At 67.6% G+C, this 19562-nt stretch carries 14 protein-coding genes; 5 read left to right on the plus strand and 9 right to left on the minus strand.

The genetic code is table 11. The features are described 5' to 3' along the window. Window positions 1–8: 8 nt before the first annotated feature. The 5 genes from ASG43_RS00100 to ASG43_RS00120 all read right to left on the minus strand — a co-directional run bounded on the left by ASG43_RS00100 (window position 9) and on the right by ASG43_RS00120 (window position 5060). The gene (locus ASG43_RS00100; protein ID WP_056498832.1) at window positions 9–809 is read right to left on the minus strand and encodes an ABC transporter permease; all 801 of its coding nucleotides are present in this window, start codon (window positions 807–809) and stop codon (window positions 9–11) included. After that, complete coding sequence (locus ASG43_RS00105) at window positions 806–1756, minus strand: ABC transporter permease (RefSeq protein WP_056498835.1); 951 nt, start codon at window positions 1754–1756, stop codon at window positions 806–808. The genes ASG43_RS00100 and ASG43_RS00105 overlap by 4 nt, the downstream gene beginning before the upstream one ends. Window positions 1757–1836: 80 nt before the next feature. Next, window positions 1837–2949, minus strand: coding sequence for a PotD/PotF family extracellular solute-binding protein (locus ASG43_RS00110; protein WP_056498838.1), 1113 nt, complete (start codon window positions 2947–2949; stop codon window positions 1837–1839). A gap of 28 nt (window positions 2950–2977) precedes the next feature. Continuing rightward, window positions 2978–4048 carry an ABC transporter ATP-binding protein gene (locus ASG43_RS00115; protein ID WP_082490607.1) on the minus strand — a complete coding sequence of 357 codons (1071 nt, stop codon included), beginning with the start codon at window positions 4046–4048 and terminating at the stop codon, window positions 2978–2980. Between the two features lie 214 nt (window positions 4049–4262). After that, window positions 4263–5060, minus strand: coding sequence for a glucose 1-dehydrogenase (locus ASG43_RS00120; RefSeq protein ID WP_056498843.1), 798 nt, complete (start codon window positions 5058–5060; stop codon window positions 4263–4265). A 361-nt stretch (window positions 5061–5421) separates the two neighbouring features. On the opposite strand from ASG43_RS00120, the gene ASG43_RS00125 reads away from it, so the two are divergent. After that, the gene (locus tag ASG43_RS00125) at window positions 5422–6285 is read left to right on the plus strand and encodes a DUF6492 family protein (protein ID WP_056498848.1); all 864 of its coding nucleotides are present in this window, start codon (window positions 5422–5424) and stop codon (window positions 6283–6285) included. A 19-nt stretch (window positions 6286–6304) separates the two neighbouring features. On the opposite strand, the gene ASG43_RS00130 is transcribed toward ASG43_RS00125, so the two are convergent. Next, complete coding sequence (locus ASG43_RS00130; protein WP_056498852.1) at window positions 6305–7249, minus strand: nucleoside hydrolase; 945 nt, start codon at window positions 7247–7249, stop codon at window positions 6305–6307. 481 nt (window positions 7250–7730) lie between these two features. Between ASG43_RS00130 and gndA the strand changes: the two genes are divergently transcribed. From gndA to ASG43_RS00145, 3 genes are all read left to right on the plus strand, one after another. Continuing rightward, window positions 7731–9158, plus strand: a complete 1428-nt coding sequence (gndA, locus tag ASG43_RS00135) for an NADP-dependent phosphogluconate dehydrogenase (protein WP_156386313.1) — start codon at window positions 7731–7733, stop codon at window positions 9156–9158. Between the two features lie 97 nt (window positions 9159–9255). After that, window positions 9256–10023: an SDR family oxidoreductase gene (locus tag ASG43_RS00140; protein WP_056498855.1), complete on the plus strand. Its 768-nt coding sequence runs from the start codon at window positions 9256–9258 to the stop codon at window positions 10021–10023. A gap of 275 nt (window positions 10024–10298) precedes the next feature. Continuing rightward, the gene (locus ASG43_RS00145; protein WP_056498858.1) at window positions 10299–10826 is read left to right on the plus strand and encodes a gluconokinase; all 528 of its coding nucleotides are present in this window, start codon (window positions 10299–10301) and stop codon (window positions 10824–10826) included. Between the two features lie 10 nt (window positions 10827–10836). On the opposite strand, the gene ASG43_RS00150 is transcribed toward ASG43_RS00145, so the two are convergent. After that, a complete protein-coding gene (locus ASG43_RS00150; protein WP_156386314.1) occupies window positions 10837–11952 on the minus strand; it encodes an HWE histidine kinase domain-containing protein in 1116 nt (371 codons plus the stop codon). A 585-nt stretch (window positions 11953–12537) separates the two neighbouring features. On the opposite strand from ASG43_RS00150, the gene ASG43_RS00155 reads away from it, so the two are divergent. Next, window positions 12538–14028 (plus strand): MDR family MFS transporter, encoded by a 1491-nt coding sequence (locus ASG43_RS00155; RefSeq protein ID WP_056500842.1) that lies wholly within the window; start codon window positions 12538–12540, stop codon window positions 14026–14028. A 77-nt stretch (window positions 14029–14105) separates the two neighbouring features. On the opposite strand, the gene ASG43_RS00160 is transcribed toward ASG43_RS00155, so the two are convergent. Continuing rightward, the gene (locus tag ASG43_RS00160; RefSeq protein WP_056498866.1) at window positions 14106–16394 is read right to left on the minus strand and encodes a glycosyltransferase family 4 protein; all 2289 of its coding nucleotides are present in this window, start codon (window positions 16392–16394) and stop codon (window positions 14106–14108) included. Beyond that, window positions 16394–19555 (minus strand): glycosyltransferase, encoded by a 3162-nt coding sequence (locus tag ASG43_RS00165; protein ID WP_082490608.1) that lies wholly within the window; start codon window positions 19553–19555, stop codon window positions 16394–16396. The genes ASG43_RS00160 and ASG43_RS00165 overlap by 1 nt, the downstream gene beginning before the upstream one ends. Window positions 19556–19562 lie beyond the last annotated feature (7 nt).

Genomic DNA, 19562 nt, shown 5'->3' on the forward strand with positions numbered 1-19562 from the left:
GGGAGCCGTCACTTCGATTTCAGGAAGATGTCGAGGCCGACGAGGCGGTCGAGCGCGAGAATGGCGAGCGCGGCGCAGGCGATGAAGACGACCGAGATCGCGGCGAGATCCGGGGTGATGATGGAGCGGATCGAATTGTAGATCTGAACCGGCAGCGTCACCGTTCGCGCGTCGACGAGGAGCAGGCTGACGAGGAACTCGTTCAGCGCCAGGATGAACATCAGGAGCGAACCCGTGATGATGCCCGGCGCGACGGCCGGCACCGTGACGAGGAGAAAGGTCTGCAGCGGCGGGGCGCCGCAGCTTGCGGCTGCGAGTTCGAGATCGGGGTCGAGCGCCCCCGCGCTCGCCGTCACCGCCCAGATCATGAAGGGCAGGTTGATGACGCAGGCCGCCAGCCCGACAGGCCAGAGCGAACCCAGGACACCGGCCTCGCCGAACATCAGCATCAGCCCAATGCCCGAACCGATGAGGGGAATGGTGAAGGGCAGCAGCAGATAGACCTGCAACAGGCCCGAAAAGCGCACGCGGTGCTTGGCGAGCGCGAGCCCTGCGAGGGTGCCGGCGGGCACCGCGACGGCCGTGCAGATCAGCGCGACCTGGAGCGAGCGCCAGAAGGCCTGGCGCAGGTCGCTCGCGCCCGCGACCTTGGCGTACCACTTCAGCGAAAGACCGTCCGGCGGAAAGGCGATGATGTTGCCGGCCGTGAAGGACGCGCCGAGGACGACGAGCGTCGGCGCGGAAAGGATGAGGAGCGAGACGGCGACGAGCGTTCCGATCGTCCACCGTTGACCGCGCGCCGCCGTCACGTGCCGCGCCCCCGGAGGGCGAGCGTTCCCGCGCCGAACAGCGCGAAGACGAGGCCGACCAGCGTCGAGCCGGCGAGGACGAGGAGAAGGGTCAGCGTGGCGCCCATGCCCTGGTCGGAGGTGCGGAAGAACTGGTCGTAGATGGCGTTGGCGATGAAGTCCTGCCCGCCGCCACCGAGGATGGCGGGCATGGCGAAATCGGTCAGCGTCAGCGTCAGGACGACGAGGCCCGCGCCGACGAAGCCGGGTTTGGCCATGGGAACGACGACGTGGAGGAGCGTGCGTCCCCAGTTCGCGCCGAGCGATCCCGCCGCCGCTTCGACCTCCTCGGGAATCGCCGACAGCGCGGGCGCGAGCATCAGGACGGCAAAGGGCAGCATGTACTGGACGAGGCCGAAGAGGACGGCCCAGTAGTTGAAGAGAAGGCGCACCGGCCCGATGCCGAAAAGACCGAGAATCTCGTTGGCGAGGCCCTGGTTGCCGAGCAGGATCAGCCAGCCATAGGCGCGCACGACCTGTCCGATGAAGAAGGGCAGAAACAGAGCGATCAGCAGCGTCTTGCGCCAGGCGGCCGAGGTCGTCCGCACCATGGCATAGGCATAGGGAAAGGCGAGGACGAGGGTCGCCAGCGTCACGATCAACGCGCCGCCGAGGCTGCGAAGGCCGACCGCCAGCACGACCGGCTCGGAAAAGGCGCGCGCGTAATTGGCGAGCGAGCGGTCCTCGGAGGGCAGGAAGGTCGCGGTGTCGAGCGTGCGCAGGCTGGCATCGGCGATCTCGAAGAGGCTGAGAACCAGGAGCCCGACGAGGAGAACCGCCGGCGCCAGCATGAGCCAGGGCACGCCCCGCTTGAACCGCGCCGGCCAAACGGCACGCCCGCCCGCTTCCAGCGCATCGAGGACGCGCCAGGACAGGGGGTAGGCGGAGCGGGAGGGGCGAAGGGGCATCGGCGGCTTTTCGGTGATCGGACGCTGTTGGACGGAGCCGCCGACCTCCCCGTTCGGGGAGATCGGCTGGAGCCTGCGCGTCAGCCCTGCATGATCGCCTTGAACTTGCCGAACCACTCGGCTTCGTTCTCGACCTGAACCTTCGAGGAAATGCGAATCAGATGCTCGAAGTCGGCGGGCTTCGTCGGGTAGGACGGATCGCCGGAGAGATCGGCCGGCGGCGTCAGGCCGGGCACGACGCCGGGCAAGCCGAGCCCGTCGAGCCAGACCTGCTGGCCCGCCTGGGTGATCGCCATGTCGATGTAGGTCTTGGCCCAGTAGAGCTCGTTCTCCGGCAGGCCCTTCGGAATCCAGAGCCCGTCCGTGTCGAACTTCGCCCCCTCCTCCGGCACGGTCCAGGCGACGTCGATGCCGTTCTTCTTGGCCTCGCGCGCATTGGTCGAGATCGTGCAGGCGAGGTCGATCTCGCCGTTCTGGAACCAGGTCGTGAAATCCGGGTCCTCGCCGAGCAGCGGCTCCTGTTCCTTGACCTTGGCGATGAAGTCCCAGGCCGGCTGCATGTTCGCCGGGATGTCCTCCAGCTTGCCGCCGCCCGCGACCTGCGCCGGGAAGTGGAAGCCGATGCCGTCGTTGTAGAGCGCGATGCGGCCCTTGAACTTCGGATCGAGCAACGCCTTCCAGGAGGTCGGCGGGCCGTCGGGAAACGCGCCCGGCCGATAGGCGAGGACATAGACGTAGCCGTAGGTGTTGACGATCGGATAGCCGTCGAGCCCGACCGGCTTGGCGAGATCGGTAACGGTCTTGAGGTTGGGCAGATCGGACAGGTCCTCGGTCACGCCGCGCAGCGCCGACTTCGTCGCGTTGGTCGTCGTGTCCCAGTTGATGTGGATCGGCGGCACGCGCTTTTGCGCGACGGCGGCCCAGACCTTGGGCTGGATCTCGTTGTCCTCGGTCAGGTCGTGGCGCACGGCGATGCCGGTCGCCTTGGTGAAGGGATCGGAGACGCCAGCCTTCAGCGCCTCGACCCAGGAGCCGCCCCAGGCCCGCACGATGATCTCGGCCGGCTTTTCCGGCGCCTGCGCCAAGGCGGGGCGCAACCCCGCCGCAGACAGGGCGCCGATCGAGCCGGCGGCGGCGGCGCCCTGGAGGAAGCGGCGTCGGGAGAGTTCCAGAAAGGATGTCGGGTCCGTCATGATCGTGGCTCCTCTGTCGGGTTGCAGGTCAGGTTCCGGGGAAGACGATGAGGTCCCGGCGATTCCAGCCGAGCCGGACCAGGGCGCCGACAGGATGGACGTCGTGGCCGACGGGATCGTGGTCGAAGACGCGAAGCACCGTTTCGGGATGCGCCGCCAGCCGCGCCTCGTAGACGACCCGCTCGCCCTCGAAGATGACGTCGACGATCTCGGCTCGGACGGACACGTCCAGCCCCGTCCCGTTCCCGGCCAGAGCTCCGACGCGGATCTGTTCGGCGCGAAGCATGCCGATGGCCGGCTCGCCGGAACGCGGCGAGCGGCCGGCGCTCGGGGACCAGCGCCCCACGCATCCGCCGAAGCCGCCATCCAGCGTCACGTCGTCGCCGCCGATCTCGGCCAGCACGCCGGTCAACCGGTTCGTGACACCGATGAAGCTCGCGACGAACGCGTTGGCCGGTTCGCGATAGGTTCGCATCGGGTCCGCCATCTGCTGGATGCGGCCGCGATCCATCACGATGACCTCGTCCGAGACGACGAGCGCCTCGCGCTGGTCGTGCGTGACGTTGATCGTGGTGATGCCGAGCTCCTTCTGGATCCGTCGGAACTCCAGCTGCATCTCCTCGCGCAGCTTGCGGTCGAGCGCGGCGAGCGGCTCGTCCAGCAGGAGAAGATCGGGTTCGAAGACGAGAGCTCGCGCGATCGCGACCCTCTGCTGCTGGCCGCCCGACAGTTCATGGATGCGCCGGTCGGCATAGGGACCGAGATGGACGAGATCGAGATAGCGCGCGACGCGGGCCGGAATGTTCCGCGCATCGTAGCGCCGCATCTTCAGGGGAAAGGCAACATTCTCTGCCGCCGTCATATGCGGAAAGAGCGCGAGCTTCTGGAAGACCATGCCGATCCGCCGCCGGTGCGGCGGCACGGCCGAGACCGGCTGGCCATTGATGGCGATCTCGCCGCGGGTCGGATGCTGAAACCCGGCGATCATGCGAAGGAGCGTGGTCTTGCCCGAGCCCGATGGTCCGAGGATCGTGAGGAACCGGCCCGTGTCCAGGTCGAAGGAGGCGTCCGTCACCGCCGCCTGTCCGGAAAAGACCATCGCCACGTCGCGCACGGAGACGGCGGGAATGGGGCTCGCGGCGCCATCCGCTTCCGCACGGTGGGCGACGCTCACGCCATCGCTCCAGAGCGCAACCTGGCATCCCAGGTCGTCATGACAGGCACATACAAGTCCATACAGCATGCTTGATCGAGGTGCAGGTCGAGCGCAAGCTTGAATTGAAGGCAGAGAGAGATTTCCGAACCGGTTGTTCCTAGATCGAGGCGAGAAAGCCCCCGTCGATCGTGATGCACTGTCCCGTCATGTAGGCCGAAGCATCGCTCACGAGAAACTGCGCGGCGCCCGCAAGATCGTCGAGATCACCGAACCGGTTCTGCGGGATTCCCGAGAGCATGCGAGACCGCCATGCCTCGTTCTCGTAGAAGACCTCCGTCATATCCGTCCGAAAATAGCCGGGCGCGATGGCGTTGACGCGAATGCCGATGGGCGCCCATTCCGCCGCCAGCGCCCGCGTCATCCCGAGGAGGCCCGATTTCGACGAGCCGTAGGGAACCGCCGTCGGCACGCCGACCATCGAGGTCAGCGAGGCGATGTTGACGATGCTGCCGCCGCCCCCGTCGCGCAGGGCCCGGCCCGCGATCTGGGCGGTGAAGAACGCGCCCTTCAGATTGGTGTCGAGGATCCGGTCCCAGAGAGCTTCGTCGACGTCGAAGCTCGGGCGCACCTCTTCGACGCCGGCATTGTTGACGAGACCGTCGAGCCGGCCGAAACGCGCGACGGCCAAACGGACCGCCTCCTCGATCGTCGGCAGCTTGGTCACGTCGAGGGTCACGGGAAGAACCGTCGCGCCGGTCGCGGCGACAGCCGAGGCGGTGCCGTCGAGATCCCCCGCCTTGCGTGCGCCGAGCACCAGCGAGGCGCCAGCCTCGGCCAGCGCGATCGAAAGCGACGCGCCGATCCCGCGGGCTGCGCCGGTGACGAGAACGGTGCGCCCTGACAGATCGAAGCGCCGCAACCCTGCGGCTTTCCCGCCGTCGCCCTCCCGAACCATGCTCCGCCCTCCTCAGCCGCCGACACGGGATCCGTGTCTGTCACGCCGATCGGAGGCCGACAACCCGCCGAGGTCGGATCGATGAGGCCCTTTCGAGGCAGCGACGTTTCCTGGCGGATCGGTCGAGCCGGTCCCGGCACCGTTTCCCGGTCCGGGAGCCTTCGCCCTCGAACCGTCGACCTCCGTCCGGATACGACCGAAGCCTTCGCTGATGGTCCATCATCGAGCGAAGTCACCATGCCGTCGCCCATGTCCGGCAAGACTTGCTTAAGATCGTCTCTATTAACCGATTGTTCATTTTAAAAATTCACTAAGCATGACCTGCGTTATATCGTAAGCATCACTTCATGGGAGATGCTCGATGCAAACCGCGATCGTCACACCGAGTTATAGCGGTGACTTCGAGCGATGCCGGCTTCTTTGCGAAAGCATCGATCGGCGTGTGACGGGTTACACGGATCATTACATTCTCGTCGAAAAAGGCGATCTCGACCTGTTCGAGGCCTTGGCGGGACCCCGCCGACGGATCGTCGACGAGCGCTCGATCCTTCCCGCCTGGCTGACGGTGGTGCCCGATCCCCTGTCGCTCGGACGCCGCCGCCTCTGGCTCTCGCCCTACGGATTGCCGCTTCGGGGCTGGCACGTCCAGCAATTGCGCAAGATCGCGATGGCAGCGCTTCTGGACGAGGACGCGGTCCTCTTCTGCGATTCCGACACCGTCTTCGTGCGCGAAGCCGACATTGGCGACCAGTGGACGGAGGGCCGCCTCGCCTTCTTCCGCAAGCCGGGAGCGATCGGGTCCGACATGGCCGAGCACCTCGCCTGGTCGGCGCGCGCGGGCCGGCTTCTCGGCACGAAGGAAGAAACGACGCACACCGACTACATCGCCCAGGCCGTCGCATGGCGCGGCGATACGGTCCGCGGCATGATCGGGCGGATCGAAAGCATCAGCGGACGCTCGTGGGCCGCGGCGGTGGCGGCGCGGCGGACCTTCTCGGAATATCTTTTCTACGGTCGCTATGTCGACGAGATCGAACAGCGTCCCGATCGTCACGCCCCGATCGACACGCCGCTCTGCCTCGGCTGCTGGACCGGCGCGACACTGGCCGGACAGAACATCGAGACCTTCTTCCGCCAGGCCGGCCCCTATCAGCCGGTGGTCGGCATTCAGTCCTTCATCGGCGCCGATGTCGGCTCCATTCGCCGAGCCGCCGGGCTCGCCTGATCCGCCCCGCGCGAGGCCGTCAGGGCAGGCGCGCGATGCGCTCGGTCAACAGCGCGTAGAAGCCGTCGGCATCGCCCGATCGCACGAAGAAGGCGTTCTTCGCGCGGTCGGTCACGCCCCAGAAATCGGCGACCGTCATGCCGCGCGTCAACTCGCTGGCGGTCTCGATCTCCACGTTGATGTGCCGACCCTCGAAAAGGTCCGGCCGGAGCAGGAATGCGGTGACGCAGGGGTCGTGGAGCGGTGCGCCCTCCCAGCCGTACTTGGCGAGATCGAAGCCCTGCGAGAAGGACAGCATGGCGTGGACGGCCTGTCCGGCGCGGTTGCCGATGGCGCGGAACGCTTCGATCCGCTCGGGCGTCGCGCGCATCTGATGGGTGACGTCGAGCGGCAGGACCGTCAGCGGCACGCCCGAGGCGAACACGATCTTGGCCGCTTCGGGGTCGACATAGATGTTGAACTCCGCGGTCGGCGTGATGTTGCCGACCTCGAAATAGGCTCCGCCCATGAGAACGATCGCTTCGAGGCGCGTCGCGATGTCCGGCGCCTTCAGAAGCGCCAGCGCGACGTTGGTCAACGGACCGAGAGCCAGGATCGAGATCGTGCCCTCCGGCGAGGAGCGGACGATGTCGATGATGAAATCCACGCTGTGCCCGGACCGCGCTTCGGCGCTCGCGGCGGGAAGATCCGGCCCGTCGAGCCCGGTCGATCCATGGACATGCTCCGCCGTTTCGAGACGACGCGTGAACGGGCGGTCTGCGCCCGCGAAGACGGGAATGTCCGGCCGCCCGGCGAGTTCGACGAGGCGTAGGGCGTTGTTGACCGTGTGATGCAGCGGCACGTTTCCGGCGACGACGGAAATGCCGAGCACCTCGATCTCGTCCGGCGATCCCAGCGCGGCGAGGAGCGCCACGGCATCGTCCTGCCCGGGATCGGTGTCGAAGATGACCTTTCGAGCCGCCATGTCCTCGTCTCCTCGTCGCACGGTCGCCGGTCGAGCGAACCGCCATGTCTGCGCAGTGATGACCGAACTGCCAGCCATTGGCGAGCCCCCGCTCCGGCCTTCGCGATCCCTCGGCCCTCGATGTCGCGCGCCACCCGTCCAAAGGCCGCGCCGGGCGTCGCACGAGATCGGGAGCGACCCCGTTGACGATCTCCTCATGATATCGATATCACCCGAAGCGTCAGTTCGGCTGCGGAGGGACGGTGTCAGTCGGGATCCCCGATCGAAACCTCTTCTTCGGCAGACCGGAAAATCGATCGTCAGACTGAAGAGCACGCCGCCGGGTCTTGGCGTGGAGCTCGCGACGGTTCATGCCTAACCTCTCTCGCTCAACCGGTTCGTCGACCGGCGCGAGTGTTTGTAGAGCTGGCGGCTTGCCGACGAGATGCGGCGGGCGAGCCGGCGAGAATGCCCGGCGGTTCGGGCCGCAGGAGATCTGGCCATGACGATGAAATCCGATATCGGCGTCCTTGGAATGGGAACGATGGGCGGCATGCTGGCCCTCAATCTTGCCGAGAAGGGCCATGAGACCGCGATCTTCAACCGAACGGCCGAGAAGGCCCATCGCCTGGTCGCCGACAATCCGGCTCTCGCCGCGAGGCTCCATCCCGAAGACAGCTTGGAAGGCTTCGTCGCCCGTCTGAAGACACCGCGCATCGTGCTCGTCATGGTGAATGCCGGCGCTCCCGTGGACGAGCAGATCGCCCATCTCATGCCGCTTCTGGACGCCGGCGACATCATCATCGACGGCGGCAATGCCGATTTCAACGACACCGTCCGCCGTTCCCGGTCCGCCGAAGGAACCGGCATCAACTTCGTCGGCATGGGCGTTTCCGGCGGCGAACAAGGCGCGCGCCATGGCCCCTCGATCATGGTCGGGGGCGCCAAGGAGGTCTGGCAGCGCCTGCAGCCGATCCTCGAGCCGATCGCCGCCCAGCACGAGGGCGAGCCCTGCGTCGCCTGGCTCGGTCCGGACGGCGCCGGCCATTTCGTGAAGACCATCCACAACGGCATCGAATATGCCGACATGCAGATGATCGCCGAAATATACGGCTTGCTCCGCGACGGCGCCAAGCTCGATGCGCCCGCCATGGCCTCCATCTTCGCCGACTGGAACACGCGCGGCCTTTCCTCCTACCTCATCGAGATCACCGCGACGGTCCTTGCCGAAACGGACGAGGCGACCGGCAAGCCGCTCGTCGACATGATCATCGACGAAGCCGGGCAGAAGGGCACGGGACGCTGGTCGGTCATCGAGGCGCAGAAGCTCGGCATCGGCGCGACCACGCTCGAAGCAGCGGTCTCCGCTCGCGGCATCTCATCGCGACGCGACGAGCGAATCGCGGCATCGGACATCTACGGCACCCTCTCGCTCGACACGGGTTCGGCCGTCCCCGCCGATGCCGCCGGCATCGCGGACCTCGAGTCGGCGCTCGAAACGGCCAAGATCATCGCCTATGCGCAAGGCTATGCGGTGCTCGCCGCCGCGTCCGCCGAATACGGCTGGAAGCTGCCGCTCCGCGACATCGCGCGCATCTGGCGCGCCGGCTGCATCATCCGCTCCGTCTTCCTCGACGACATCGCCCGGGTCTACGAGGCTGGCGACGGAATCGTGAACCTCCTGCAGGCGCCGAGCTTTTCGGAGCGTGTCACGGCGGGACAGGCGGCGCTGCGCCGGGTCGTCTCGCGGGCGGTTCTCGCCGGCCTGCCGGTTCCCGCCCTGGCCGCGGCCCTGTCCTATTTCGACGATTACCGTCGTGCCCGCGGCACCGCGAACCTGGTTCAGGGGCAGCGCGACTTTTTCGGCGCCCACACCTATCGGCGTTTCGACCAGGGCGGATCCCACCATCACGTTTGGCCGGTGATCTGATGAAAGCCGCCGCATCGGATGCGTTCGGTATCGATAACGGCTTGAGCTACCAAAGGGAGGGCGACGCTTCGCAAGTCGCGTCGCTGGGAGATTTGTCATGTCGCTGAAGCTTTTCGATCTGACGGGGCAAACCGCCCTCATCACCGGCTCGAGCCAGGGCATCGGCTATGCGCTCGCGCAGGGCCTGGGACGGGCGGGCGCGAGAATCGTTCTCAACGGTCGACGGGCCGACGCCGTCGAGGCGGCCGCCGAGACGCTGCGGGCCGAGGAGATCGCGGTCGAGACCGCCGTGTTCGACGTGACCGATATCGAAGCGGTTCGGAGCGGCGTCGACCGCATCGAGGCCGGGATCGGGCCCATCGGCATCCTCGTCAACAATGCCGGGATCCAGCGACGGGCCCCGCTCGAGACCTATCCCGCCGAGACCTGGTCGGAGATCATGCGGGCCAATGTCGATTCCGTGTTCTTCGTCGGACAGGCGGTCGCCCGGTACATGATCCCCCGCTCGCGCGGCAAGATCATCAACATCGCGAGCCTCCAGGCCCAGGCCGCCCGGTACTCCATCGCGCCCTATACCGCCACCAAGGGCGCGGTCCTCAATCTGACCAAGGGCATGTGCACCGACTGGGCACGTCACGGCCTGCAGATCAACGCGATCGGTCCCGGCTACTTCGAGACTCCCCTCAACCAGGCGCTGGTGGACGACCCGACGTTCACCGACTGGCTGAAGACCCGCACGCCGACCGGGCGCTGGGGCCGCGTGGAGGAGCTTCAGGGCGCGGCGATCTTCCTCGCCTCGTCCGCATCGGACTTCGTCAACGGACAGATCATCTACGTGGACGGCGGCGTGCTCGCGACGCTCTGACCCGTCGGCCGGGCTCCCGGGATTTCCGGACGGACCTTCCCTTCGGAACGACGTGGCGCCGACCCCTTGCCGCGACCGGGCGGCCGGGGCTGCGGCCGGAGCGTTTCACGGTCGGTCCCGAATTCCAGCCTGTCCGCGGGTGATCCCAAACCCATATGGCGGGCAGAGCGCGCGACGAGCCGGCCGCGATGAGCGTTCTCCGTCTCGTCGCCGGCCATGACGGCCAACCGGCCTCTGACGTGCCTCGCTCATCGCCGGAAAAAATTGGATACGTCATGGATCGCAAGCAGTCCCGGATCGTCGTCGCCATGGGTGTCTCCGGCAGCGGGAAGTCGACGCTGGGAGAGGCGCTGAGGGACCGCCACGGCTTTCGCTATGTCGATGCGGACACCGTTCATCCGCCGGCCAATGTCGAGAAAATGAGGGCGGGAACCCCGCTGACGGACGATGATCGCGCGCCGTGGCTCACCGCCCTCGCCTCGATCCTTCTCGAAGGAGCCGTGAAGGGCGAGGACCTCGTCGTCGCCTGTTCCGCCCTCAAGACGCGCTACCGGGAGGTTCTCTCGTCGAGCGCAGCGCCCGTTCTCTTCGCCTTCCTCGCCATCGATCGCGACGAGGTCACGCGCCGGGTCGCGGCGCGGCCGGAACACTACATGCCGGCGTCGCTGGTCGACAGCCAGTTCGCGGCCCTGGAGGAACCGGAGCCGGGGCCGAACGTCCTGCGCCTCGACGCGACCCGTCCGGTGGAGGACCTCTGCCGCGACGTGCTGGCGAGGCTCGACGAGCGGGCGTCCGCCGGATGACACGGTCCTGCTATTTCGAAAGAACGCCTTCGAGTTCGTACCGAACGCCCGTCGCATCGTAGCAGAGCACGGCTGTGCCTTCGAAATAGGTTGGAACCACCCGTTCCGTCAGCCGCGTCCCGAATCCGCGCCGCACCGGCACGATGACAGCGGGACCCTCGCTTTCGGACCAGTCGAACCGGAACCGGCCGCAATCGTCGAGCGCCCAGGCGACGCGGATTCGGCCGCCTTCGTTGGACAGGGCCCCGTATTTCGCCGCGTTGGTCGCGAGTTCGTGGATGGCGAGGGCGAGCCCCATGCCTTGCTGCGCGGTCAACTGGACCGAGGGCCCGATGATCTCGAAGCGCTTGCCCCCGTCGACATGCGGGGAGATCGCCGCCGAGACCACCGTGCCGATCTCGGCCGTCTCCCAGTTCGATTCCGTCAGCATGTCCTGGGCTCGACTGAGCGCCTGAATGCGCTCTCCCGCCAGATGGGCGGCTTCGTCGAGCGAGGAGGCGTTGCGCAGACTTTGCGTGACGACGGCCTGAACCATCGTCAACGTGTTCTTCATCCGATGGGCCAGTTCGCGCTGCAGAACGCGCTGGCGCCGGTCGGCCTCCCGGCGTTCTTCGAGCAGACGCTGCGTCTGCGCGAGCTTGCGCGCCGCGTCGATGTGGAAGGCGATGAGCTCGGAAAACAGCTTGAAGGTGCCGGAGAGTTCCGGCGTCTTCAGGATACGCGGAGACGGATCGATCGCGCAGAGCGTCCCGAAGAAGACCCCGTCCGGCAGCACGATCGGAAACGAGATGTAGCTCTTGAAGCCGTAGAGCGCTGGCGTCGGATGGCTGCGAAAGATCGGATCGGCATCCACATCCTCGATGATGACGGGCTGGAGATCCCGGTGGATTTCGTGGCAGATCGTGGTGTCGACGGGAAGCTCTCCGCCGGGCACCAATCCGAAGCCGATCGTATCCAGGGTCGAACAGGCGATCCAACGGGTGTCCGTCACGCGCGCGACGGCAGCAAATCCCATTCCCGTCGTCCGACGGATGATGTCGAGGATCGACGGTACGGCGCTGATGCCGGCGATCGTTTCGAGATCGGCCGGATGATCGTCCAACTCCATGAGGCTGTCCCCGGTCACGCAAGGACCTCTTTCGATACAGACGACGGGGCTCGTCTCCAACGTGACGCTTTGATACCCGTTTTGTTCTTACCCTCGCACCGGCAGCTCTGACAACCGTGCCCCCACGCCGCGAAGGGACTATGCCGTATCGTCACAAGCACGAAAAGCTCGGCAGTGCGGAAGCCGGGACGTCGGCTGCGGCATTTTCGCAAAGCCCGGCTCGGCAGCGGGCTTTGACGTTCCACGGACCGTCGAGGAGACGGACTATCGGCCGGCGCGGCACGACGCCTCGCGCGGAACGGCGGCTTCGACGAGGATCGAGCACCGTCGATGGCTCAGCCGACGCCTTGAGACACATGCCTGCGCGCACGGGGCGAGGAGGTCCATGCGGGTGCCGAACCGCGCCGAAATCGGTGTGACCATCTGGTCCGTGCGGGGCCTCGCCCCAGTTCCATCCGAAGCCTCGCGTCGACGCCGTCCGGGTCGGGCGCCATCGCAACCGGGATGTGGACCTTCCTGGAATTGTTCTGTGAGACGGCTCAATATAAGCATGCCTTAACGACCGCCCCTCGACGGCCGGCCTCGCCCCAACGAATGGCTTTCATGAACCAGACCCCAGGATTGCGCCGCCCGCTGATACTCGCGGCGGTGATGGCATCGATGGCGATGATCGCGATCGAGGCGACGATCGTTTCCACGGCCATGCCGCAGATCGCGGGACAGCTCGGCGACCTCCAGCTTTACGCCTGGGTCTTCGCCTCCTTCCTTCTGGCGCAGACGGCGACGACGGTGATCTTCGGCAAGCTCGCCGATACGTTCGGGCGCAAGCCGGTTCTGCTCGCCGGAATCGCCATCTTCCTGGTGGGCTCCGTTCTCTGCGGACTGGCCTGGTCGATGCCCTCGCTGATCGTCTTCCGCCTGATGCAGGGCATCGGCGCGGGCGCGATCCAGCCGGTCGGGCTCACCGTCATCGGCGATCTCTACACGGTGGAGGAGCGCGGCAAGATCCAGGGCTATCTCGCCAGCGTCTGGGGGATCTCGTCGGTCGTCGGACCCTTTGCGGGCGGCCTGATCATCCAGAGCGTGTCCTGGTCCTGGATCTTCTGGATCAACCTTCCGATCGGCGTTCTCGCGGCGCTCTTCTTCATGCGCTTCCTGTCCGAGGAGATCAGGCCGCGCGAGCGCTCGCTCGATTTCGCCGGCGCGGCGCTCTTCACGCTCGCCGTCGCGGCCTTGATGATCTCGCTGACCGAACTTGGAACCGCCAGCACCGGCTTCGTCCTCGGCGCCTTCGCCCTCTTCGTCGCCGCGACGATCGGCTTCTTCATTCGTGAAACGCGCGCGAGCGATCCGATGATGGACCTGAAGCTCTGGTCCCGGCGCACCATCCTCACCGTCAACGGGGCGACGCTTCTCAGCGGCATGTCCGTGATCGGCCTCACGACCTTCCTGCCGATGTACGTTCAGGGCGTGCTCGGACAGAGCGCGCTCGTCGCGGGCTTCACGCTGACGGCGATGGTTCTCGGCTGGCCGATCGGCGCCACGATCGCGGCGAAGACCTTTGGACGCTACGGCCTTCGCCGGGTGATGATCTTCGGCGCGACGCTCCTGCCGATCGGCGCCGTCGCCTTCGTGGTCCTGTCGGCGGGCACCTCGCCGCTCGTCGCGGCCGGAGGCTCGATCGTCATGGGCTTCGGCATGGGCTTCCTGTCGACGGCGGCCATCGTCATCGTCCAGAGCAGCGTCGGCTGGGCCGAGCGGGGCTCGGCGACGGCCTCCAACATCTTCTCGCGCAATCTCGGCTCGACGCTCGGCGCAGCGGCCCTCGGCGCGGTCTTCAACATCGCTCTGGCCCATCGGGACGGCGGCGCGGTCGGTTTCGACCGGATCCGCGAGCTTCTCGACCAGCCGGGTCGACTGGCATCGGATGTCCTGGCGCGCGGCGCGCTGGACGACTCGCTGCACCTGACGTTCTGGGGCGTCTTCCTGATCTCGCTGGCGACCCTCGCGCTGACGCTCGTGGTTCCCCGCCTGACCGCGGCAGCCCCGGCGGCCGGCGCGAGCGCCAAGGCCGAGGCCAGCACGGCCCATTGATCACGATCGCCGATGCGGCGAAACGAGACCTCGGCCGGCATCGTCCGTGCCGTCCGGCCGAGGTCGCGTGGCGGCGCTCAGGCTGCCGTCAGGTCCACGTCGCGGACGCGCATCCGCGCCGGCTCGAACAGCGCGCGTTGCCGCGCGAGTTCGGCCGCAAGCGGCGCGTAGGCCGTGCGGGTTCCGCGGCCGCGATGGAACTGGAGAAGACCGTTCGGGCAGTAGCGCTCGTCGTCCCAGCCGGGATGGTCGAGAATGGGATAGAGGCAGATCCCCTCCACCGGAACGCCGGCCCGCATGGCGGCGCGAACCTCCGAGCAGATATAGGCGAACCAGGCGGGACGCCGTTCGCCCTCCGTGCCGGTTTCGGCGACGAAGATCGGACGCCCATATCTCGCATAGGTCTCGATCAGGATCGCGCGGAAGGGCTTGTAGAGCGGATGCCCGATATCGATCGGGGGTCCGCCGTGGATCCATTGATTGTTGAAGTAATAGTTCACGCCCACGATGTCGAGCAGCGCCTCGCGCCCTCCGACCTGCGGCCAGGCACGACCGGCCATGATGTCCCAGGCCTGGAACTGCGCCTGACGGTGCCCCTCCGCGAAGGGTGCCTCGTGCGGCCTCGAGGGATCGCAGATCACGTTGATGACGGGATCGGCATGGACGAAGCGGGCCCGCGGCACGACGGCGAGGATCGCCTCCATCGCGGCGACGGCGGCCCGGCAGAGCTGGACCTTCAGCTCATGCCCCCGACCGTGGGCGAACGGGTTGAGATAGCCCGCGTCGCCGCCGCCCCAGGAGAAGAACGAGATCTCGTTGACCGGTGCGAAGAAGGGCGTGCCCGGCGTCGAGGCGGAGACGACCATCGCGGCCTCGGCGGCGAAAGCGGCGAAGCGCTCGACGAAGTCCGGTCGCCAGATGTCGATGTCGTCGGGCCAGCCGTAATGAAGGATGTCCCAGACGACTTCGGTGCCCGAAGCCCGCGCTGCGCGAAGCTGTTCCTCGAGGCTCGACCAGTCGTAGCGCCCCGGCGCGGTCTCGATGCGGTGCCAGCGCAGACCGTCGCGGACCGTCAGGATGCCGTGATCGGCGAGGGCTCGGAAGTCGCTCTCGGCATGGGTGTCGTGGCCGGTCGCCGCGATCATGTCGAGCCGCAGCCGGTCGCGGATCCGCCGGTGGCTCGACGATTCAAAGCCGCCCTGCAGGAAGCTCCTGAACAGCGTCGGCCTGGGATGGGCCGCGCGGCGTTCGGAGAGCACCGTTTCGAAGAGCGCCTGCCATTGCGGCAGGACCGCTGATATCGCGTAATCCGCCTCGACCCTTGCGCGAAGTCCTTCGCCGAGGGTGCGACGGAGCGCTGGATCGTCGATCAGCCGCGTCACGGCCTCGGCGACCGCGACCGGGTTCTCGTGGGGAACGAAGAGCCCGGTTTTCCCATCGGAAATCTGCTCGAGCGTGCCGTTATCGGCGGTGGCGACCACGCAGAGCCGCGCCGCGCCGGCCTCGGCCACGACATGGGGCATGCCCTCTCCCCGCGACAGCCAGACGAAGATGTCGAGCGCGGCGAGAAGCTCGGGCACGTCGGCGCGGTCGCCGAGAAAGCGCAACGCGCCGCCCAGCCCGAGCCGCGCCGCCCTCGCCTTCAATTCGGTCTCGTAATGCGGCAGGAACGCATCGGCGCCGCCGATGACGAGGAAGCGGGCGTCCGGCCGGCGCTTCGACACGATCGCGGCGGCGTCGATGAAATCCTCGACGCGCTTCTTCGGATCGAGCCGTCCAAGCCAGCCGATCACGGGTGTCGCCGGGGCAAGACCGAGCGCTTGGCGCGACGCGGCGCGCGACGCCCGGTCGAAGGGCGCCAGATCCACCATGGAGGGGATTTCCAGCGCGTGATCCTCGCGCCCCGGCATTCGCGAGGCCGCCGCGTCGCGGATCGTCCGGCAGACGCCGACATAGCGGGCGGTCAGGTGCTTGGGGCCGGCCAGCGCCTCGGAGACGAGCCCGCCATGCTCGATCAAGGGCGGCCGCAGGTGCAGACGCTCCAGGGCCGGGTAGATGTCTCCGACATTCTGGCAGGAGACGACGACGTCATAGGCCGGGATCTTGCCCGCGAGGTAGGCGACCGTATCCTCGAACGACAGTGCGTACGGCGTCCGGTCGACCGCGATTCCCAGCGCCTCGAGCTGCTCGTGCGTCTGATCCGGCATGCCGTCCTTCCGGAAGCAGGCGACGACGTCGATCCGGTAGCGCGCGGGGTCGAGATGCTCGGCGAGGAGCCGCACTTCCGTCTCCTCTCCGCCGACGACGAGCCAGGCGAAGACGAAGAGGATGCGGATCGGCTCGGCGGGGTTCGAATCGTCCGGCATCAGTCCTGGACCTTGAAGACGATCTGCAGGAAGTCCGGCCGGTCGCGGACGAGGCCGGCGAGGAAGGAGGGAGCCTCCTCGAAGGGCACGACATGGGTGATCATCTCAGCCTTGATGTCCTCGCCGCGGGTCTGGAGAAGCCCGATCGTTTCCGCCGCCAGACGGCGCTTGTTCCAGGAGAAGCCGAGACCACGCGGCACGCGGTTGATCTGCGCGCAGCGAATGTTGAGGCCGTTGTGATGGAATTCCTCACCGAGCCGCAGCGCATCGGCGCCGCCCTGGTAGAAGGCGAGGTCGATCACCGTTCCCTGCGGCCGCAGGGCCTGCAGCGCTGTGTGGAGGCTCGCGCCCGAAGCCCGCGTCTGGAAGACGAAGTCCGCTCCGCGATCCCCGCCGCCATGGTGCCACGCGGATTTGGCGTAGGCGGCGGCCTCGTCCTCGCCCATCGCCGAAAAGCCCAGCGCCTCGGCCCGCGCGCGGCGGAACGGCGATGGATCGGCGACGACGATCTCGGCAGCGCCCGCCCGGGCGGCGAAGAGCGCGGTGAGAAGGCCGACGACGCCGCCGCCGATGACAACCGTCGGGCGGCCCGCCACCCCCTCGCCGAGCCTCGACACTTGGGTTCCCGACATCTCCGCGTCGGCATGGAGGATGCCGTTCGCCGCGATCGGGCCCATCTGCGCGACGTAGATGCCGAGCATCGGGTCGAGGTCGGCCGGCATCGCGACGAGGAGGTCGTGGAAGGGATCGGCGGTGTGACCGCTCTTGTGCGCATAGGTTGAAGCGACGACGTCGCCGGCTGCGAAGCCTGGCGCCCGCGATTCCGAGACGCGCGCGACCTCCATGTAGCCGAGGAAGGGCACGGGGAAATGCTGACCCGCCTCCCCCGGCACGAAGACGCCGCGTGCGCCGTCCCATCTCGAGTGCAGATAGGGATTGGTGTTCTTGTAGAAGGTCAGCTCCGTGCCGGCGGAGAAGCCGGTGTAGAGCGTGTCGAGCCGCACCTGCCCATCGCCGGGAGGGCCTTCCTCGTACTGGAAGTGATAGGCCTCGCCCGGTCGCTCCACGCCGAGCGATCGGACATGGCGATGGCCGGGGGGAAGGCCCTGCGGCGGCTCGTGACGGGGTTGGGGCTGCAGCGGTGCCGGCTCGGTGCGCGCGATGGCGGGCGGGGATAGACGAACGGCCTGGCCGCTTCGCGCGGACTGGACGACGGCGAGCGCCAGCCGATGCGTCTCGAGCGCGTCCGCATAGGGACAGCGAATTCGGTTCTCGCCGCCGCGGACGGCGTCGATGAAATCGCGATCCTCACGCCAGACGGGATCGCCGTCGGCCCCGCGAACGGGACGGCCGCGACCGACGTCCACCATGATGTCGCGGTCGGTCAGTTCGATCGCGAGCTTGTCGGCGAAGATGTGCAGACCGACCCGATGGTTCCAGCCGAGGAGACAGGTCGAGGAGATGTTGGCGACGACCCCGGTGTCGAAGGTGAGGCTCGCCGTCGTCACGGTCGGCACGTCGAGGCCGGGGAAGTCCGGCCGGTCCACATGCCCTGCGCGGCCGTAGACCTCCGTCACCTCGCCGACGAGGAAGCGCGCGAGATCGAGAAGATGCGTCGTCTGCTCGACCATCTGCCCGCCCGACTTGTCCTCATGCCACCACCATTGCGGCGGCGGCGTCGAGTCCAGCCAATAGCCGGACAACAGCTGGGCGGGATTTCGCGATAGGAGCGCACGGGCCTCGTCCACCGTGTCGAGATAGCGCCAGTGATAGCCGACCGCCGTCACGAGATTCGCCTGTGCGACGGCTCGGGCGATGTCCTCCGCCGTCTCGACGTCGAGCGAGACGGGTTTCTCGACGAAGAAAGGCAGTCCCTTCGCGATGGCGGCCCGCTCGGGCGCGCCGTGGGCGAAGGGGGGAACGCAGATGTAGAGCGCGTCGAGGTCGACGGCGGCCAGCATCGCGTCGTGCGAGGCGAAGGCTTTTGCTCCGAACCGCGCCGCGGTCTCCTCCGCGCGCTTCGCGTCGACATCGGCGAAGGCCGCGATCACCACGTCCTCGAACCCGTCGAGAATGCCGAGATGGCGCTGCGCGATGCCGCCCGCGCCGATGAAACCGATCCGGGTCTTCTGCATGGGTCTCGTCTGCCTTTCCTGCGGCAGCGCCGCGCGATAGAGATCGAAGGTGGCCTCGGCCATGCGCGAGGCCTGGAAATGTCGCTCGAAGCGCTCTCGGCCCGCGTCTCCGCGGGCTCGGGCTTCGGGCAGGTCGTCGAACGCTTCGGTGATGGCGGCCGCGAGCGCGGCCGGATCCGCCGGCGGAACCAGCCAGCCGGTTTCTCCGGCGACGACGGCCTCCTGCGTGCCCGCGACGTCCGTCGCAACGACCGGGAGGCCCGCCGCCATGGCTTCCAGCACCACCAGCGGCAGGCCCTCGAACAACGATGGCAGGACGAGGAGATCCGCCGCGTCGAGAAGATCGGGAACATCGTCGCGCCCGCCGAGACGGACGACCGAGCCGTCCAGCCCCATTTCCGACGCGGCTCCCGCGATCTCGTCGTGCAGCGGCCCGGTCCCGACGAGAAGAAGGAGCGCATCGGGATGCCGCGCCAGCACGGCCGGCAGCGCGGCGAGAAGGTGGCGATGTCCCTTCTGCTCGGTCAGGCGGGCCACGGTGAGGATCACCGGCCGCGACGGCGACACGCCGAGCGTTGCGCGGACGCCGGCGCGGGATCGCACGGGAGAAACGGCGCGGATGCCGTTCGGCACGGCGGCGACGAGGTCCGAGGGGTAGCCGGCCCTTCGAAACGATTCGGCGGCGCCATGCGAAACGCAGACGAGACGATCGACCGCCGCGATCCCGTCGATGTGCTGCGCCGTCTGCAGCGGATCGGTGATCACATGCGGCAGATGCTCGGTGCGCAGAACCGCGCCGACTCCCGCCCGACGGCCGAGCCTTGCCAGCTCGTGCCCCTCCCAGCCGATGCCGGCATGGACATGCAGGACGTCGTGCCCGGCCCGCGCCAGCCAGTCGTCGAAGCCCTCGGCGACGCTCTTGATGGCAAGACCCCGGCGCGCGGCCCGCTCCAGCAGTCCGGAACGCGGATCCGCCGCGACGACGACATCGGCCCGCTTGGACAGCTCGACCGCCAGCAGCATCATGTGTTCG

It is taken from the genome of Aureimonas sp. Leaf454, assembly GCF_001424685.1.
Lineage (GTDB): Bacteria > Pseudomonadota > Alphaproteobacteria > Rhizobiales > Rhizobiaceae > Plantimonas.

Coding starts and splice junctions, on each gene's coding strand:
- ASG43_RS00105 (WP_056498835.1), bottom strand. CDS start 1,756: ATGCCCCTTCGCCCCTCCCGCTCCGCCTACCCCCTGTCCTGGCGCGTC.
- ASG43_RS00110 (WP_056498838.1), bottom strand. CDS start 2,949: ATGACGGACCCGACATCCTTTCTGGAACTCTCCCGACGCCGCTTCCTC.
- ASG43_RS00115 (WP_082490607.1), bottom strand. CDS start 4,048: ATGGTCTTTTCCGGACAGGCGGCGGTGACGGACGCCTCCTTCGACCTG.
- ASG43_RS00120 (WP_056498843.1), bottom strand. CDS start 5,060: ATGGTTCGGGAGGGCGACGGCGGGAAAGCCGCAGGGTTGCGGCGCTTC.
- ASG43_RS00125 (WP_056498848.1), top strand. CDS start 5,422: ATGCAAACCGCGATCGTCACACCGAGTTATAGCGGTGACTTCGAGCGA.
- ASG43_RS00130 (WP_056498852.1), bottom strand. CDS start 7,249: ATGGCGGCTCGAAAGGTCATCTTCGACACCGATCCCGGGCAGGACGAT.
- gndA (WP_156386313.1), top strand. CDS start 7,731: ATGACGATGAAATCCGATATCGGCGTCCTTGGAATGGGAACGATGGGC.
- ASG43_RS00140 (WP_056498855.1), top strand. CDS start 9,256: ATGTCGCTGAAGCTTTTCGATCTGACGGGGCAAACCGCCCTCATCACC.
- ASG43_RS00145 (WP_056498858.1), top strand. CDS start 10,299: ATGGATCGCAAGCAGTCCCGGATCGTCGTCGCCATGGGTGTCTCCGGC.
- ASG43_RS00155 (WP_056500842.1), top strand. CDS start 12,538: ATGAACCAGACCCCAGGATTGCGCCGCCCGCTGATACTCGCGGCGGTG.
- ASG43_RS00160 (WP_056498866.1), bottom strand. CDS start 16,394: ATGCCGGACGATTCGAACCCCGCCGAGCCGATCCGCATCCTCTTCGTC.
- ASG43_RS00165 (WP_082490608.1), bottom strand. CDS start 19,555: ATGATGCTGCTGGCGGTCGAGCTGTCCAAGCGGGCCGATGTCGTCGTC.